This is a genomic window from Luteibacter sp. (genome assembly GCF_051958795.1).
Classification (GTDB): domain Bacteria; phylum Pseudomonadota; class Gammaproteobacteria; order Xanthomonadales; family Rhodanobacteraceae; genus Luteibacter.
In genome coordinates this window covers 1-15,061 of the sequence record NZ_JBQCFT010000026.1, presented here as the reverse complement: position 1 = coordinate 15,061, position 15,061 = coordinate 1, and the positions used below count along the sequence as shown (strand labels likewise).

The following is a 15,061-nucleotide window of genomic DNA, read 5'->3' as shown; positions in this document are numbered from 1 at the left end:
TCGGCGCGCTGCTTCAGCGCGCCGTCGGCGGCCCAGTCGCGCGCCAGGCCCGGATTGCCTCCCGCCGCGTCGAGAGCCGCGGACGCATCGGGCACGCCCTGCGCACGAAGCCAGCCGAGCGCTACGTCGCGCGAAGGCACCTGGAAATCGATCCGCTGGCAGCGGCTGCGGATGGTCGCCGGCAGCCGTGCGGGTTCATCGGCGACCAGGATAAGGATCGTCGATGGCGTCGGCTCTTCCAGGGTCTTGAGCAAGGCATTGGCCGCCGCGGCGTTCATCGCGTCGGCCGGATCGATCGTCGCGACCTGCCAGCCGCCGAACTGGCTGGACATGGCGAGGCGCTGCGACAGGTCGCGCACCTGGTCGACCACGATCTCGGTACGGGTACCGCCATCCTTGCGCAAGCCGAAGGTCAGCGAGGTCACATCCGGGTGCGTGCCCGCTGCGAGCAGCAGGCAGCTGCGGCAGACCCCGCAGGCAACGCCATGGTCTGGCTGCTGGCAGAGCAGGCCGTTGACGAAGCCCGCCAGGAAGTCGCGCTTGCCGAGCCCAGCCGGGCCGGCCAGCAGGAGGGCGTGGGGCAGCGCGTCGCGCTCCCGGCGCGCCTGGAGGCGGGCCCACGCATCGGCATGCCACGGCCGCGCCGTCACGCCGCCCCCTGCCCGAGCAAGCCGGCGACGCCATCGATGGCCTGGGCGAGGACGGCATCCGGCAGCGCACTGGCGTCCAGTACGCGGAATCGCTCGGGATCGGCGGCGGCACGCTGGCGATAAGCGCCGCGAATCCGTTCGAAGAAGGCATCGCCCTCTACCTCGATGCGGTCGGCGTCGCCGCGGCCTGCGGCACGCGCGCGCCCCTGGCTTACCGGAAGATCGAGCAACAGGGTGATATCGGGACGCAGGCCAAGCGCCGCCCAGCGCTCGAGTTCCGCAATGCGCTCGACGGGCTGGCCACGGCCACCGCCCTGGTAGGCGTAGCTGGCATCGGTGAAACGATCGCACAGCACCCACCGACCCGCGGCGAGCGCTGGCTCGATGACCTGGCGCACGAGTTGCGCGCGCGATGCGAACATCAGCAGCAGCTCGGCCTCGGCGCAGAGGTCGTTGTTGGCGGCGGCAAGGACCACGCCGCGCACCGACTCGCCCACCACGGTGCCACCGGGCTCGCGCGTCACGACCAGGTCGATGCCCTGCCCACGCAGGTGGGCCTCCAGCCCGCGCAACAAGGTGCTCTTGCCGGCGCCTTCGCCGCCTTCGAGGGTAATAAGCCGTCCGCGCTGTCCCTGGTTCACTGGCATCGTTTCAACTGGTAGCAGGCCACGGCCTTGTTGTGTTCTTCGAGGGTGGCCGAGAAAACATGGCTGCCATCGCCGCGCGCGACGAAATACAGCTCCTTGCCTTCGGCCGGGTGCAGCGCGGCCTGGATGGCGGCCCGGCCCGGGAGGGCGATGGGCGTGGGCGGCAGGCCGGCGCGTGTGTACGTATTGTACGGGGTGTCGGTGGTGAGGTCGCTCTTGTGGATGTTGCCAGCGTAGGCGGCACCCATCCCGTAGATCACGGTCGGATCCGTCTGCAGCAGGACATGCTGCTCGAGTCGGCGCACGAAGACCCCCGCGATGCGCGGGCGCTCATCCGCCCTGCCCGTCTCCTTCTCCACGATGGACGCCAGGATCAGCGCCTCGTACGGGCTGGCTAGCGGCAGGTCCGTAGCGCGCGCCGGCCACGCGGCATCCAGGGTTTTCGTCATCGCGGCGTGGGCGCGCTTGAGGATGCTGGTGTCGGTATCGCCCTTCACGTATGCGTAGGTCTCCGGCAGGAACCACCCTTCCGGGTTATCGCCCTCCGCACCCACCCGCTTCATGATCTCCGCATCGTCCACGGCGGCCGTATCGTGGGTCAGCGTATCCACCGCGGCGAGTGCCCGGCGCAGGTCGGCGAACGTCCAGCCATCGACGATGGTGAAGTTCCGCTGCATGACCTTCCCGGCCGCCATATCGGAGATGAGCTCACGCGGCGTCATGCCCTGGCGCAGGGCGAATTCACCGGCATGCAGGCGCCCGGAGGCGTGCATTTCCATCGCCAGGACGCGCCAGTACAGGGGCGAGGCTTGCGTCACGCCACGGGCACGCAGGTCGCTCACGATGTCCTTGAACGACGAGCCACGGGCAACATCGATGCTCTGCCCCGCCGTGGGCACGGAGAGCGGCGTACGGGCGAAACGCGCCCAGTCGAACCAGAGCCAGGTGCCTGCCGCGATGACCGCGAGCAGCACCAGCAGCAAGATAGCGCGCCACACGGCGGCGCCACGCACTTTCATCGATCAGGATCCTTGGCACGGTTCGGTAACGGCAGGCCCAGCGAAGCCCAGTGCGCCTGCAGGGCACGCGCCACGGGGCCGGGTTGCCACGTCCGGGCGCCGAGCGCCCGGACAGGGAGAATGCCGCGAACAGCCGAAGTGAGGAAGACCTCCGACGCCCGCAGAAGGTCCGCCACGGTGAACGAGGCGACCGCGACCGGCCGGACGGCCATGACTTCCGCACGCGCCACGCCAGCCACGCCACAGCGATCGACGGGCGGTGTGACGAGCTCGCCATCGATGACGGCGAACAGGTTGGCGGCCGTTGCACAGGCCAGGTTGCCCTCCATGTCGCACATCAGGCCCTCGCCGATAGCGGCATCGCTCCACTCCGCGCGCGCCAGCACCTGCTCCAGGCGATTGAGGTGCTTGAGCCCGGCAAGGGCGGGCTGCACGGCCAGGCGCGTGGTACACACGCGAACAGCCAACCCATCATGCGTCGCGACGGGATCGAGCGCGAGCGGCGCCGCTGAGGTCACCAATGTCGGATGCTGCCGCTGCGGAAGCGCGTAGCCGCGCTCACCCACGCCGCGACTCAGCGTGACGCGCGCTACGGCATCGGGCAGGCCCGTGCACAACCGCAGGATTTCATCGCGCACGGCAGCCAACGCGGGCGGCTGCAGTTGCAGGCGCGCGCAGCCGTCCAGCAGGCGTGCCGCGTGACGCGCCCAAAGGGGCACCACGCCATCCACGACACGGAGCGTCTCAAACAGGCCATCGCCATAGGTGAAACCGCGATCGGCCGCGGACACGCTGCCTCCGTCGCAAAAATCCACCGAGAAGCGCGCGTTCATGCGGCGCCGAAGATCCGCAGCAACCCACGGGCCTTGGCCCGTGTCTCGTCCAGTTCTTTTTCCGGCACGGAATCGGTGACGATCCCCGCGCCCGCGCGCAGCGATACATCCTGCCCTTCGGCCAGCAACGTGCGGATGAGGATGTTCAGGTCCATGTCGCCATTGTCGTCGACGTAGCCAAGGGCGCCCGTGTAGGCGCCGCGCGGCTCCTGCTCGATATCGCCAATGATCTGCATGCAGCGGACCTTGGGGCAGCCGGTGATCGTGCCACCGGGGAACGTCGCGGCGATGACTTCGCCCGGGGTGATGCCTTCCCTTGCGTGGCCACGGACGTTGGACACGATGTGGTGCACGTGGGCGTAGCTCTCGACCACCATCAGTTCATCGACCCGCACGCTGCCTGGCACGCACACGCGCCCCAGGTCGTTACGCTCGAGGTCGATCAGCATGACGTGCTCGGCGCGCTCCTTGGGGTGCGCGGTGAGTTCACGGATGCGCTCGGCATCGTCGTCGCCCGGCACCCGTGGACGCGTGCCTGCGATCGGCCGCGTCTGCAGCACGCCTTCGCGCGACTCAACGAGGCGCTCCGGCGAAGAACTCACGATCGCCCAGCCAGGCTGTTGCAGCAGGCCGGCGAACGGCGCGGGATTCGCCGCGCGCAACGCCTGCATGAGCGCGGCGGGTGCCGGCGCTACGGCAAATCGCGCACGCCAGCACCGCGACAAGTTGACCTGGAAGGTATCGCCGGCACGCAGGTGTTCGTGGATGCGGTTCACGCCTTGCAGGAAGCGCCGGGGCTCGTCCTCATCCACGCGCTCCGGCGCGGCGAGCGGCACGGCAGGCATGGGCGCGGCGAGGTCGGCCTCCAGCACGTCCAGCCAGTCCTCGGCGCCCTCTTCCGCGATCAGGATCGTGCGCCCTTCAACGTGGTCGACGATCGCCGCGGCGGGTGCCCGCAACGCGCACGCCACCGGCGCGGCGCCGCGGGGCGCCGGCAGGCGGAGCGATGGCTCGATCTGCGCGACGAGTTCATAGGCGAGATAGACCACCCAGCCGCCATGGAATGGCAGGCCATCATCCACACGCGGGCGGCGACGGGCTGCCCACGCCTTGTCGAAGGCATCGAGGAATGCGCCGGACACGACCTGTCCCGCCGCATCGCGCACGACACCGTCGCCGTGCAATGTCAGCGATGCATCGCCGCTGGCGAAAAGGATGTCGAAGCGGGATTGCGCGGTGCCGGTGACCGCCGAGGCAAGCAGCGCCGGGTACCGCTCCGGAAACAGCGCGGCCGGCGCGAGGAGATCGCGCCGGCCGGCCAGGGTTCGCGTGGAAAACGCCACGCAGGGATCAGACGCGACGGAACATGAGCGTCCCGTTGGTGCCGCCGAAACCGAACGAGTTGGACATGACGACCTGGAGGTCGGCCTTCTCGGCCTTGTTCGGCACGAGGTCCATGCCCAACGCCTCGACTTCCGGATCGACGTTCTCAAGGTTCATGGTCGGCGGGATGATGCCATCGCGCAGGGCCAGGACCGAGAAGATCGCTTCCACGCCGCCGGCGGCACCGAGCAGGTGGCCGGTGACCGACTTGGTGGAGCTGACGGCGAACTTGCCCTTCTGCGTGGCGTGGTCGCCAAACACATTGCGGATCGCCTTGGCTTCGCCCAGGTCACCCACGGGCGTGGAGGTGCCGTGCGCATTCACGTACTGCACGTCTTCCGGCTTGAGGCCGGCATCGTGCAGCGCGTTACGCATGGCGAGTTCCGCACCATCGCCGCTCGGCGAGGTGATGTGGTACGCGTCGCCGCTCATGCCGAAGCCGATCAGCTCGGCCAGGATGTTGGCGCCACGCGCCTTCGCGAACTCGTATTCCTCGAGCATGAGCATGCCCGCGCCGTTCGACAGCAGGAAGCCATCGCGGCCGGTATCCCAGGGGCGGCTTGCGTGCACGGGATCGTCATTGCGCGTGGACATGGCCTTGGCCGAGCAGAAGCCCGCCATCGCGGTCGGCGTGGTGGCGAACTCGGCGCCGCCGGCCAGCATCGCGTCGGCATCGCCGTACTGGATGAGGCGCATGGCCATGCCGATGTTGTGCGCGGCCGTGGTGCAGGCCGACACGAGGGCGATGTTCGGGCCCTTCATGCCGTGGTAGATGGAAAGGTTGCCCGCCACCATGTTGATGATGGAGCTCGGCACGAAGAACGGCGACACCTTGCGGGGGCCCTTCGCTTCGAGTTCGAGGGCAGTGGCCTCGATGGTGTGGAGACCACCGATGCCCGCACCGGCAGCGACGCCGACACGGCCGGCGTTCTCGTCGGTGATGACGAGGCCGGACTGGCGGAACGCATGCGTGCCCGCGACGATGCCGTAATGGATGAACGGGTCCATCCGCTTGAAGTCTTTCGCGATGGAACGCTTGTCATCGTCCGGCGTATCGGTACCGGCGAAATAGGCTTCCACGGCGTCAAAACCGCGCACCTCACCCGCGATGCGGGTGGCGTAGGCGCTTGCGTCGAAATCGGTGACAGGGCCGATGCCCGTGTTGCCTTCGACGACGTTCTTCCAGGCGGTGGCGAGATCATTACCGACCGGCGAGATGATCCCCATGCCGGTCACTACCACGCGTCGCTTAGTCATGCATTTGTTCCTTCACTGTACCCGTGCAAACCATACGCGGGCGCAGGTTACGGTATGCGGAAACGAAAACTGCGCCATGACGGCGCAGCTTCCATGTCGCTCGGAGATCGACGGGAGGACGAACCCCCGATCGACGACCAGTCAACCCGATCAGGCCTTGACGTGGGCCTTGATGTAGTCGACAGCCTGCTGAACCGTCGTGATCTTCTCGGCATCTTCGTCCGGGATCTCGCACTCGAACTCTTCTTCGAGGGCCATCACGAGTTCGACGGTATCCAGCGAATCGGCGCCCAGATCGTCCACGAACGAAGCGTTCGCAGTGACTTCATCTTCCTTGACGCCCAGCTGTTCGACGACGATCTTCTTGACGCGTTCTTCGATGGTGCTCATGTCGCTATAACCTCCCGAGGGGAAAAATCCGGCGCATTGTAGTGGCTAAGGTCCATACCCGCCAGCACGTGGCCGTGTCGTGGATAGCGCCCCGGATGGCCGGGGCGCGAAAGGGTGATTGTCTCTCAAAATCGGCCCGCTGGCGACTGCCGGGGCCGGCCGGTCAGGGCATGTACATACCGCCGTTGACGTGCAGGGTCTCACCGGTGATGTACTTGGCCGCCGGCGAGGCCAGGAAGGCCACCGCTTCGGCGATATCGCGGCCCTCGCCCAGATGGCCCAGCGCGATCCCGGCCAGCAGGGCTTCACGCTGCTCTTCGGGCAGCGCGCGGGTCATGTCGGTGTCGATGAAGCCCGGCGCCACCACGTTCACGGTAATGCCGCGCGAGCCGATTTCCCGGGCCAGCGACTTCGAGAAGGCGATGATGCCGGCCTTGGCCGCGGCGTAGTTTGCCTGGCCGGGGTTACCGGTCACGCCGACCACCGAGGCGATGCTGATGATGCGGCCCTTGCGCGCCTTCATCATCCCGCGCATCACGGCCTTGGAAGTCCGGAATACCGAGGTCAGGTTGGTGTCCATGATCGCGCTCCAGTCATCCTCTTTCATGCGCATGAGGAGCTGGTCGCGGGTGATGCCCGCATTGTTCACGAGCACGCTGATCGCGCCCGAGGTCTTGGCGATCTCGTCAACCAGGGTGTCGATGGCCTCGGGGTTGGTCACGTCGAGCACGCGGCCGTGGCCGCCGTGCGCCGAAAGGCGCTCACCAATGGCCTTCGCGCCACTTTCGCTCGTGGCAGTGCCGTAAACGGTCGCGCCTTGCTCGGCCAGCAGATCGGCGATAGCGGCACCAATGCCGCGGCTCGCGCCGGTGACCAGGGCGATCTCGCCCTTCAGGGAGTGGGTCATGGGGTGGTCCTGCTACAGGGAAATAGGGATCAGGCCTGGATGGCCGCGTCGAGGTCGGCAGGCAGGCCAATGGCCTTCGCGTCGATGGACTTGTCGATGCGCTTGATCAGGCCGGCGAGCACCTTGCCCGGGCCGCATTCGAGCACCTGGGTCACGCCGTTCGCGGCCAGCGCCTGGACGCATTCGGTCCAGCGCACCGGCAGGTACAACTGGCGCTGCAATGCGCCCCGGATATCGTCGAGTGAGGCATGTACCTTCGCATCGGCGTTCTGCACCACCGGGATGGAGGGTAGCTGCCAGGTGATCGCAGCCATCTTCTCGCCGAGCTTATCGGCGGCGTCACGCATCAGCATGGAATGCGACGGCACGGAAACGGCAAGCTTCACCGCCTTCTTCACGCCGAGCTCGGCCAGGCGCGCCAGGGCGCGATCCACGGCCTCGGCATGGCCGGCGATCACCAGCTGGCCGGGCGAGTTGAAGTTAGCGGGAGCCACGATCTGGCCCTGGGCCACCTCGTCGCAGACCTGGGCGATCTGGGCGTCATCGCCGCCGAGCACGGCCGCCATGGCACCGACGCCGGCCGGCACGGCCGCCTGCATGAGCCGGCCACGCTCGGCCACGAGGCCCGCGGCGTCCTTCAGCGAGATCGCGCCCGCGGCGACCAGGGCGCTGTATTCGCCCAGGCTGTGGCCGGAAAGGTAGGCCGGCAAGGCCCCGCCCTGCTTCAGGTAGACGCGCCATACGGCAACGCTGGCAGCCAGCAAGGCCGGTTGCGTGTTCTCGGTGCTGTTGAGCTTCTCTTCGGGGCCGTTCTGGCTGATGTCCCAAAGATCGACGCCCGCGCCCTCGGAGGCCTCGTCGAAGGTGGCCTTGACCTCGGGATGGACCGCGGCCAGGTCGGCAAGCATGCCGATGGCCTGGGAACCCTGGCCGGGAAAGACAATGGCGAGCGAGGCACTGGTCGAGGTCATGCGAGGCGATTCCGGTCGTTCAAACCGCGAATGGTGCCAGCAACCCATGGGCGAATGCACCATTCGCGAGGGTTTGGAGCCTGGAGGGGCGCGGCCAGAGCGACGCCCACAATGAAAAACGGCGCACCAGAAGTGCGCCGTTTCTTATCCCGCCCTGCGGGCAGGATCAGTCTTCGACTTCAACCGCACCGCGGGTGTCGATGACCTTCTTGCCACGGTAGAAGCCATCCTTCGTGACGTGGTGGCGCAGGTGGACTTCACCGCTGGTCGGGTCGGTCGACAGCTGCACGCCCTTGAGGGCGTCGTGCGAACGGCGCATGCCGCGGGTGGACGGGGTCTTGCGGCTCTTGGCAACGGCCATGGCGAATCTCCAGCGAAATTACTTGTTTATAAGTCCGCGGAGGGCCGCGAACGGGTTATCGGATGGGTCCTGCGGAGAAGATTCTTCTTCCTCAGGCGCATTTACGTCTTCAGGCAGCTCAGCGTCCGGGTTGACCGGAACAAGGGGCAATGCCAACAACAGTTCGTCCTCGATCGCGGCGAGCGGATCCAGCTTGCCGTCCTGCTCCAGGAGGAGCGGTTCGTAGCCGGGCGGAAGCGATGCCTCCTCACGCTCTTCGACGATCAGTCCGAGACGGGTGTCGACCTCCACCGGGAGCTGGAACGGCTCCAGGGAACGCTGGCAGACCAGCGTGGGCGAAGCCTTTGCGCGAACGGCCACATAGGCGACACCCAGGTCATCACGACCGAAATCCAGTTCGTAGGTTACGTCGCCTTCGGGCGATGCCACCACATCAGCCAGGCGCTTGAACGCCGACAGTGGGAGCTGGCCCTGGAACGAACGCCGCGCACGTACTTCGCGCCAAGCGTCCACGGACGATGGCAGAGTCACGGACATAATCGGGAAATGGTAGGCATCAATCTGCCTGAAGTCAACCGGTTAGCCATGGCCATGCATACGCCCTGGCGTTTTTGCGGAGTGGCCCGGGTTTCGGGCAGACTCGCGCTGAGCGGGAAGTTTGCCGCAGCACGCCCAACAGGGGGAAGAGGCAGCGTGTTTTCCTTTGCATATTATGCACTTGCCGCAATGGCGATGATCGTCATCGCGCTGTGCGGCTGGCTGGTGGCGCACCACCGCCGCCGACGGAGGCATGGCGCCCTGCAGGACCTCATGGACCAGGCAGACCGCCTGGAGACCGACCTGAAGGACTGCCGCGACCGCCTGCAGAAGGCCCACGCGGTCATGCAGTTCAGCCCGGACCAGCCGGCCGTGGGTGAAGTCGAGGCCCAGCAGGCGGTGGATTCGGGCCTGCGGGCACTGCTGCAGCAGCGCCTCTGGATCCGCGACCGGGCACCCAGCGCCAGCCAGCGCGAACTGGATGATGCCGTGAGCGCCCTGGTCAGGGCCCGCCACCAGCTCGAACCCCGCCTCCAGGCGCTAGACGATGCCCAGACAGCACTGGACACGGCCGTTCGCGAACACTTCCAGCCGGACCGTTAACCCTTGTCCCAGCCCGCCGTTATCCTCGCCTCGACCTCGGCCTACCGGGCCGCCCTGCTCCGCCGCGTGCTCGAGGCCTTCAGCCAGGCCGCGCCTGGTACCGATGAAGCCGCCCTCGCGCAGGAAGGCCCCGCCGCCCGTGCCGCACGCCTGGCGGAAGCCAAGGCCCGCGCAGTGGCCGCCATGCACCCCGGGTGCGTGGTGATCGGCTCCGACCAGGTGGCCGACCTCAATGGGACCGTGCTGGACAAGCCGGGCACGGTACACGCGGCGCATCGACAGCTAGAGGCGAGCTCGGGACAAGAGGTGGTCTTCCACACCGCGGTATGTGTTATCGATGCCCGCGGCGACGCGCATGGCCACGTGGACGAGACCCGCGTCGTTTTTCGTACGCTGACCCGCGAAGACATCACCCGCTACGTCGAGCGCGAGCGCCCCCTGGACTGTGCCGGCAGTTTCAAATGCGAAGGCCTCGGCATCACGCTCTTCGAGCGTATCGCCAACAACGATCCCACCGCCCTTATCGGCCTGCCGCTCATCGCGACATCACGGTTGCTGCGCGCCGCGGGTATCGCCCTGCCCTGACGCGCGCCACGCGCGCATCCACACCATGCACTCGTCCGGCAAGCCCGGCGCTGCCATCCCAGCGCGCGCCTTCGCTTCGTAGTACGCGATGCGCCGACGTCCGGCGAACGCATCCACGCGGCCGAGCGGCCGCACGATATCGACACGCGCACAGATGGAACCCAGCCACGCACGCGCACCCTCATCCTTTAGCGCGGTTTCATCGACGGCAAGGATCATGCGCGTGCCGGGCCGCGCGTCCAGTGCGGCCTCGTCCAACCCCCACGCGCGCAGCTGCGGCGCACGCCCGTGCTTGGTGTTGAGCGGGCTGTCGAGCGAGTAGACCGTGGCCGACGGTCCCAGGACGAAATGAAGCTCTGCCGCGAGCATGAAATTATCCGCGACCAGCACGGTGCCTGCGGGACGCGGCGGCAGCGCCGCAGCCGCTTCGCGCCACCCGACGAAGTGCGACGGAAACGCCTTGGCATTGGCGAGCACCAGCGCGCCGCGCGGCGAGGCCGCAAGACCGAGATACGCCAGGCCCGCAAGCAGCCCCAGGCCCGACGTGGCCAACGCCAGCACGGCAAAGCGCCTTGCCGCGACCCAGGCACGCGCGAGCACGGCGGGAACGGCCGCGCACAGGAACAGGTAGCCCGGCAGCGGCCAGTGCGCGCGGAAACGCAGGTCGTCGGCGAACAGACCCAGCACGAAATACGCGACCAGGAACGTGCCCGACAGCGCCGCAACCACATCGAACGGCGTTTCGGCCCGGCGTCGCCACGCGCTGTACAGCACCCACAACAACAGGCCATACATGAGCGGCGTGCAGGCAACGGCCTGCTCCAGCGGTTGCACCAGCGCATCCGCGTGAAAGGCCCAGGGGTTGCGCTCCACCAGTTGGAAGGCGACGCCGGCACCACTCGCCCCCACGTTGTAGATGATGATGGGCACGAGCCCGAACGCGGCGACCAGCAACGCGACCCAGAGTCCCGGCCTGCGCCACGTCGCACGCCCGCGCCGCATGCATGTGAGAAAGACCAGGCCGGCGAGCATCGCCATGGCGGCGCGGTAGTGAGTGGCCCATGCGAGAGCGAGGCCCGCGCCGAGCAGCAGCCAGTCGCGAATGCGATTTGTCTCAAGCGCTCGCACCATGCCCTGGGCAGCCAGCAGGATCGCGAAGGTCAGTGGCACGTCAGGGAGCGCCATGACGCCCAGGCTGCCGGCCAGCGGCAGGAGCAACGCGAAGGTCGCCGCCTGCCACCCTGCCCCTGCGCCCCCCATGCGGCGCGCCAGCGCGCCGACCTGCCACGGCAGCAGGGCGCCAAGCACGAGGAACGGCAGGCGCATGGCGAACACGCCGTGCCCGAAAACGGCCTCGGACGCACCCATGAGCCAGGCCGTGACCGGCGGCAGGTCGCTGTAGCCCCACGCAGGCCTCAGGCTCTCCTGCCAATAGAAGGCTTCGTCACCGAAGGGCGACAGGGTGGCCGCTATGACAACCTTGCAAACGATGGCAAGGACGAACAGAGCGAGGAATACGCCTCGCCAGCGCCGCGCGCGCACCGCTAAACTCGACGGCTCATCCATTGGCATGGCCAGGCCGGGGGGCACACGCAACGATCATGTCTGCCATTACTCCACTCAACGACGAAATGCTGCGCCACCGCCTCGACGCCGCGCTCGCGCAGGTCAACGGCGTACTGCTTGGCAAGCCACGCCAGGTGAAGCTCGCTTTCACCTGCCTGGTGGCCGGCGGCCACCTCCTGCTGGAAGACGTGCCCGGCGTGGGCAAGACCACGCTCGCGCATGCGCTCGCCGCCACCTTCGACCTGGAGTTCCAGCGGATCCAGTTCACCAGCGACCTGCTGCCGTCGGACATTATCGGGGTGAGCGTGTACGAGCGCGAGACCGGCGCGTTCCGCTTCCACCCCGGCCCTATCTTCACCAGCCTGCTCCTCGCGGATGAAATCAACCGCGCGACGCCCAAGACGCAGAGCGCCTTGCTCGAGGCGATGGCCGAGGGCCAGGCCACGGTCGATGGCACCACGCACGACCTGCCAAAGCCCTTCTTCGTCGTCGCCACGCAGAACCCGCTAGATCTGGCAGGCACGTTCCCGCTCCCGGATTCGCAGCTGGATCGCTTCATGCTGCGGCTGTCGCTCGATTACCCGGACCCCGCCGCCGAACGCGCCCTGCTGATCGGTGAGGACCGGCGCGACATGATGGCGTCGTTGCGTCCCCGCCTGGATGTCGAGGCCATCGGGCACCTGCGCGCGGCGGCGCAGGGCATCAAGGCGACCGGCACCCTGCTCGATTACCTGCAAGCCCTGCTGGCGGCCAGCCGCAAGCACAGCGAGGTCCGCGTGGGCCTTTCGCCGCGCGCCGGGCTGGCTATCCTCGCGGCGTCGCGGGCATGGGCCATGCTGAGCGGCCGCGACCATGTGATCCCCGAAGACGTACAGACGGTCTTCATTCCCGCAGCGGCGCACCGGCTTGTCCCTGGCCGCGGCAGCCATCGCGAGGCGATCGCACGCGCCATCCTGGCCGAGACCGCGGTGCCCTGATGGAACGCGCGGCGCCTCGCGTGTTGGCCTGGGCGGAACGAAGGCTGCCCGCCCTCACCCGTCTTCGCCCACGCGAGGCGCTGCCGATCGTATTGCACCGGCGCCGCATCTATATCGTGCCCACGGCTTTCGGGGTCGGCTTCGCGGTGCTGTTGGGCGTGATGCTGGTCGGTGCATTGAACTATGCGAACAATGCAGCGCTCATGCTGACCTGCCTGCTCGGCGCGGCGACGGCGGGCAGCATGCTCGTCGCGTTTCGCGTGCTCAATGGCCTGGTCATCGGGTCGCTTCGCGCGGATACCGCGCGCGCTGGCGAACGCATCCGCGTGTCACTGGATCTTTCGGCGAACCAGCGTGAGCGCAGCGCGGTACGCATGGACATCGCGGGAACCGAACACGCCGCCAACATTCCCGGGGGAGGCCACGCGACCATGGAGTTTGCCCTGGACGCCGAGCACCGGGGCTGGCTCCCGCTACCCCGCATGCGCATCCATACACGCTGGCCGCTGGGGCTCTTCCGCGCGTGGAGCTGGATCCACCCCGACAGCACCGTGCTCGTGTATCCCATGCCGGAAGCGATGGGCCCCTCGCCATTTGAACCGCAGGGCGATGCCGACCGTGGCCGACCCAGGATCGGCGACGAACTTGCCGCACTGCGTGATTACCGCCCCGGCGATCCACGCCGGCACATTGCATGGAAGTTGAGCGCTCGCCACCACGGCCTGCTCGTGAAGGACATGGAACAGCCCTCGCTCCAGGAGGATTGGCGACTGGATTGGGATAGCGTGCGCGGACTGGACGACGAGTCGCGGATCAGCCGGCTAGCCCGCTGGATCGACGAAGCCCACGAGAGCGGCCGGCGCTGGAGCCTGAAGCTGCCGGATGCCTATTTCGATGTGGCGCACGGCGACGAGCATTACCACCGCTGCATGACTGCGCTGGCGTTGCGACCATGACCGGATTCCGTCTTTCGCTGAAGCCGAAGCTGGACACGGAGCCCCGTCTCGACCCGCGCCCATTCAGCCTGCTCTGCCTCAGCATGGCTTTCGTCCTTGCGACGCACGCTACGCACCTTCCGTGGTGGTTTTCCACGACGCTGGCCGCGACGCTCGCCTGGCGCTGGTGGCATCGCCAGCATGGCGGCCGCCCCGTATCCATGTGGATCAAGCTGCCGATCGTCGGTTTGCTGCTCGCCGTCGTCATCGCCACCTACGGCACGATCTTCGGCCGTGAGCCCGGTGCGGCCTTCGCGACGGGCCTGCTCGTACTGAAGACCCTGGAGACCGAGCATCGCCGTGACGCGCGCGTAGGCATCGCGTTCGGCGGTTTCGCGCTCATGAGCGCACTGCTCTTCAATCAATCGCTGGTAGCGACGTTCGTGGTAGCGATCGGACTGGTGCCTGCCCTGGGCACGCTGCGCGCGATCGAGGAGCTTTCCCCTCCGCGCGATGTCTGGCGCGGGGAGCTTGCACCCATTCTGCTCATGCTTGCTTGCGCCATTCCGTTGGCCGCATTCGCTTTCCTTTTTGTCCCCAGGCTCGAATCGCCGCTGTGGGGTGCGCCCAACCCGCCGCGCGCCGTGACCGGCCTTGCCAACACCATGTCGCCCGGCGAGATGGGTGAACTGCTGGTCGACGATACGCCTGCCATGCGCGTCGCGTTCGATGGCCCGGTACCGGTCGCCGAGGCGCGGTATTTCCGCGCTTACACGATGCTCACTTTCGACGGGCGGCAATGGAGTCCGGGCTTCGGGGCCTACTCGCGAAATGGCGGAACGTTCGAGGGCACGGCGCGCTTCTTCTATCACGTGACGATGGAGCCCACCCAGCAACGGGTCCTGCCCATGCTGGACATGCCCTCCACGGCGCCTGCCGATGCCTCGCTCCAGTACGACCGCACCGTCGTCGCCAACCAGCGCGTGCAGGCCGCCAGGACCTATGACGCGGTGTCCGCGACGGGCTACACACTCGACGCCGGGATCAGCCCAGCCCTTCGCCGGGCCGCGTTGCAGTTGCCCGAGGGAACAGGCCCGCGTGCCAGGGCACTCGCGCAGGACTGGGCAACCCGGTTCAACCATGATCCCATCGCGATCGCCCGAGCGGCCCTCGGCATGTTCCGGGATGGCGGATACCGCTACACGCTCGCGCCGGCACCGCTCGGCGCCGACAGGATCGACGACTTCCTGTTCGGGACGCGCGAGGGCTACTGTGAGTACTACGCCTCGAGCTTCACCTTCCTGATGCGTGCCGCGGGCGTCCCCGCGCGCGTGGTCACCGGATACCAGGGCGGGTACTGGAACAAGCTCGGCTCCTACCTGCTCGTCCGCCGTTCCGATGCCCATGCCTGGACGGAAGTATGGATCGCGGGTCGGGGCT

The 15,061-nt window shown here is 67.6% G+C and carries 17 protein-coding genes; 5 read left to right on the top strand and 12 right to left on the bottom strand.

All coding sequences use genetic code 11. The features are described 5' to 3' along the window. From holB to ACTHLF_RS01605, 11 genes are all read right to left on the bottom strand, one after another. Nucleotides 1-650 (bottom strand): DNA polymerase III subunit delta' (holB, locus tag ACTHLF_RS01655; protein ID WP_440324269.1); only part of this gene is annotated, 650 nt, incomplete at its 3' end. Next, entirely contained in the window at nucleotides 647-1,291 is a 645-nt protein-coding gene (gene tmk / locus ACTHLF_RS01650; RefSeq protein ID WP_440324267.1) for a dTMP kinase, read from the bottom strand. The genes tmk and holB, both read right to left, overlap by 4 nt. Next, the gene (mltG, locus tag ACTHLF_RS01645; RefSeq protein ID WP_440324265.1) at nucleotides 1,288-2,316 is read right to left on the bottom strand and encodes an endolytic transglycosylase MltG; all 1,029 of its coding nucleotides are present in this window, start codon (nucleotides 2,314-2,316) and stop codon (nucleotides 1,288-1,290) included. The genes tmk and mltG overlap by 4 nt, the downstream gene beginning before the upstream one ends. Next, nucleotides 2,313-3,149, bottom strand: coding sequence for an aminodeoxychorismate lyase (gene pabC, locus ACTHLF_RS01640; RefSeq protein WP_440324263.1), 837 nt, complete (start codon nucleotides 3,147-3,149; stop codon nucleotides 2,313-2,315). Before pabC ends, mltG begins: the two co-directional genes overlap by 4 nt. Beyond that, nucleotides 3,146-4,492, bottom strand: coding sequence for an aminodeoxychorismate synthase component I (locus tag ACTHLF_RS01635; RefSeq protein WP_440324261.1), 1,347 nt, complete (start codon nucleotides 4,490-4,492; stop codon nucleotides 3,146-3,148). The genes pabC and ACTHLF_RS01635 overlap by 4 nt, the downstream gene beginning before the upstream one ends. Nucleotides 4,493-4,499: 7 nt before the next feature. Continuing rightward, nucleotides 4,500-5,789 carry a beta-ketoacyl-ACP synthase II gene (gene fabF, locus ACTHLF_RS01630; RefSeq protein ID WP_440324259.1) on the bottom strand — a complete coding sequence of 430 codons (1,290 nt, stop codon included), beginning with the start codon at nucleotides 5,787-5,789 and terminating at the stop codon, nucleotides 4,500-4,502. A 150-nt stretch (nucleotides 5,790-5,939) separates the two neighbouring features. Continuing rightward, nucleotides 5,940-6,179, bottom strand: a complete 240-nt coding sequence (gene acpP, locus ACTHLF_RS01625; RefSeq protein ID WP_440324257.1) for an acyl carrier protein — start codon at nucleotides 6,177-6,179, stop codon at nucleotides 5,940-5,942. Between the two features lie 163 nt (nucleotides 6,180-6,342). Continuing rightward, the gene (fabG, locus tag ACTHLF_RS01620) at nucleotides 6,343-7,086 is read right to left on the bottom strand and encodes a 3-oxoacyl-ACP reductase FabG (protein WP_440324255.1); all 744 of its coding nucleotides are present in this window, start codon (nucleotides 7,084-7,086) and stop codon (nucleotides 6,343-6,345) included. A gap of 29 nt (nucleotides 7,087-7,115) precedes the next feature. Further along, entirely contained in the window at nucleotides 7,116-8,057 is a 942-nt protein-coding gene (gene fabD / locus ACTHLF_RS01615) for an ACP S-malonyltransferase (RefSeq protein WP_440324254.1), read from the bottom strand. A 166-nt stretch (nucleotides 8,058-8,223) separates the two neighbouring features. Continuing rightward, nucleotides 8,224-8,418: a 50S ribosomal protein L32 gene (gene rpmF, locus ACTHLF_RS01610; RefSeq protein ID WP_139983614.1), complete on the bottom strand. Its 195-nt coding sequence runs from the start codon at nucleotides 8,416-8,418 to the stop codon at nucleotides 8,224-8,226. 18 nt (nucleotides 8,419-8,436) lie between these two features. After that, entirely contained in the window at nucleotides 8,437-8,955 is a 519-nt protein-coding gene (locus ACTHLF_RS01605) for a YceD family protein (RefSeq protein ID WP_440324252.1), read from the bottom strand. A gap of 189 nt (nucleotides 8,956-9,144) precedes the next feature. On the opposite strand from ACTHLF_RS01605, the gene ACTHLF_RS01600 reads away from it, so the two are divergent. Next, nucleotides 9,145-9,558 carry a hypothetical protein gene (locus tag ACTHLF_RS01600; RefSeq protein WP_440324250.1) on the top strand — a complete coding sequence of 138 codons (414 nt, stop codon included), beginning with the start codon at nucleotides 9,145-9,147 and terminating at the stop codon, nucleotides 9,556-9,558. 3 nt (nucleotides 9,559-9,561) lie between these two features. After that, nucleotides 9,562-10,143 carry a Maf family protein gene (locus ACTHLF_RS01595; protein ID WP_440324248.1) on the top strand — a complete coding sequence of 194 codons (582 nt, stop codon included), beginning with the start codon at nucleotides 9,562-9,564 and terminating at the stop codon, nucleotides 10,141-10,143. On the opposite strand, the gene ACTHLF_RS01590 is transcribed toward ACTHLF_RS01595, so the two are convergent. Beyond that, nucleotides 10,105-11,715: an ArnT family glycosyltransferase gene (locus tag ACTHLF_RS01590; protein WP_440324246.1), complete on the bottom strand. Its 1,611-nt coding sequence runs from the start codon at nucleotides 11,713-11,715 to the stop codon at nucleotides 10,105-10,107. The genes ACTHLF_RS01595 and ACTHLF_RS01590 overlap by 39 nt on opposite strands. Before the next feature lie 29 nt (nucleotides 11,716-11,744). Between ACTHLF_RS01590 and ACTHLF_RS01585 the strand changes: the two genes are divergently transcribed. The 3 genes from ACTHLF_RS01585 to ACTHLF_RS01575 all read left to right on the top strand — a co-directional run. Next, nucleotides 11,745-12,686, top strand: a complete 942-nt coding sequence (locus tag ACTHLF_RS01585; protein ID WP_440324244.1) for an AAA family ATPase — start codon at nucleotides 11,745-11,747, stop codon at nucleotides 12,684-12,686. Next, complete coding sequence (locus ACTHLF_RS01580) at nucleotides 12,686-13,642, top strand: DUF58 domain-containing protein (protein ID WP_440324242.1); 957 nt, start codon at nucleotides 12,686-12,688, stop codon at nucleotides 13,640-13,642. The genes ACTHLF_RS01585 and ACTHLF_RS01580 overlap by 1 nt, the downstream gene beginning before the upstream one ends. Then, on the top strand, nucleotides 13,639-15,061 hold a 1,423-nt coding region (locus ACTHLF_RS01575; RefSeq protein WP_440324240.1), incomplete at its 3' end, for a transglutaminase family protein. The genes ACTHLF_RS01580 and ACTHLF_RS01575, both read left to right, overlap by 4 nt.

Bases quoted from the DNA above. Each gene is read 5' to 3' on its own strand.
- mltG (WP_440324265.1), bottom strand. From the start codon at position 2,316: ATGAAAGTGCGTGGCGCCGCCGTGTGGCGCGCTATCTTGCTGCTGGTG.
- pabC (WP_440324263.1), bottom strand. From the start codon at position 3,149: ATGAACGCGCGCTTCTCGGTGGATTTTTGCGACGGAGGCAGCGTGTCC.
- fabF (WP_440324259.1), bottom strand. From the start codon at position 5,789: ATGACTAAGCGACGCGTGGTAGTGACCGGCATGGGGATCATCTCGCCG.
- acpP (WP_440324257.1), bottom strand. From the start codon at position 6,179: ATGAGCACCATCGAAGAACGCGTCAAGAAGATCGTCGTCGAACAGCTG.
- fabG (WP_440324255.1), bottom strand. From the start codon at position 7,086: ATGACCCACTCCCTGAAGGGCGAGATCGCCCTGGTCACCGGCGCGAGC.
- fabD (WP_440324254.1), bottom strand. From the start codon at position 8,057: ATGACCTCGACCAGTGCCTCGCTCGCCATTGTCTTTCCCGGCCAGGGT.
- rpmF (WP_139983614.1), bottom strand. From the start codon at position 8,418: ATGGCCGTTGCCAAGAGCCGCAAGACCCCGTCCACCCGCGGCATGCGC.
- ACTHLF_RS01605 (WP_440324252.1), bottom strand. From the start codon at position 8,955: ATGTCCGTGACTCTGCCATCGTCCGTGGACGCTTGGCGCGAAGTACGT.
- ACTHLF_RS01600 (WP_440324250.1), top strand. From the start codon at position 9,145: ATGGCGATGATCGTCATCGCGCTGTGCGGCTGGCTGGTGGCGCACCAC.
- ACTHLF_RS01590 (WP_440324246.1), bottom strand. From the start codon at position 11,715: ATGCCAATGGATGAGCCGTCGAGTTTAGCGGTGCGCGCGCGGCGCTGG.
- ACTHLF_RS01585 (WP_440324244.1), top strand. From the start codon at position 11,745: ATGTCTGCCATTACTCCACTCAACGACGAAATGCTGCGCCACCGCCTC.
- ACTHLF_RS01580 (WP_440324242.1), top strand. From the start codon at position 12,686: ATGGAACGCGCGGCGCCTCGCGTGTTGGCCTGGGCGGAACGAAGGCTG.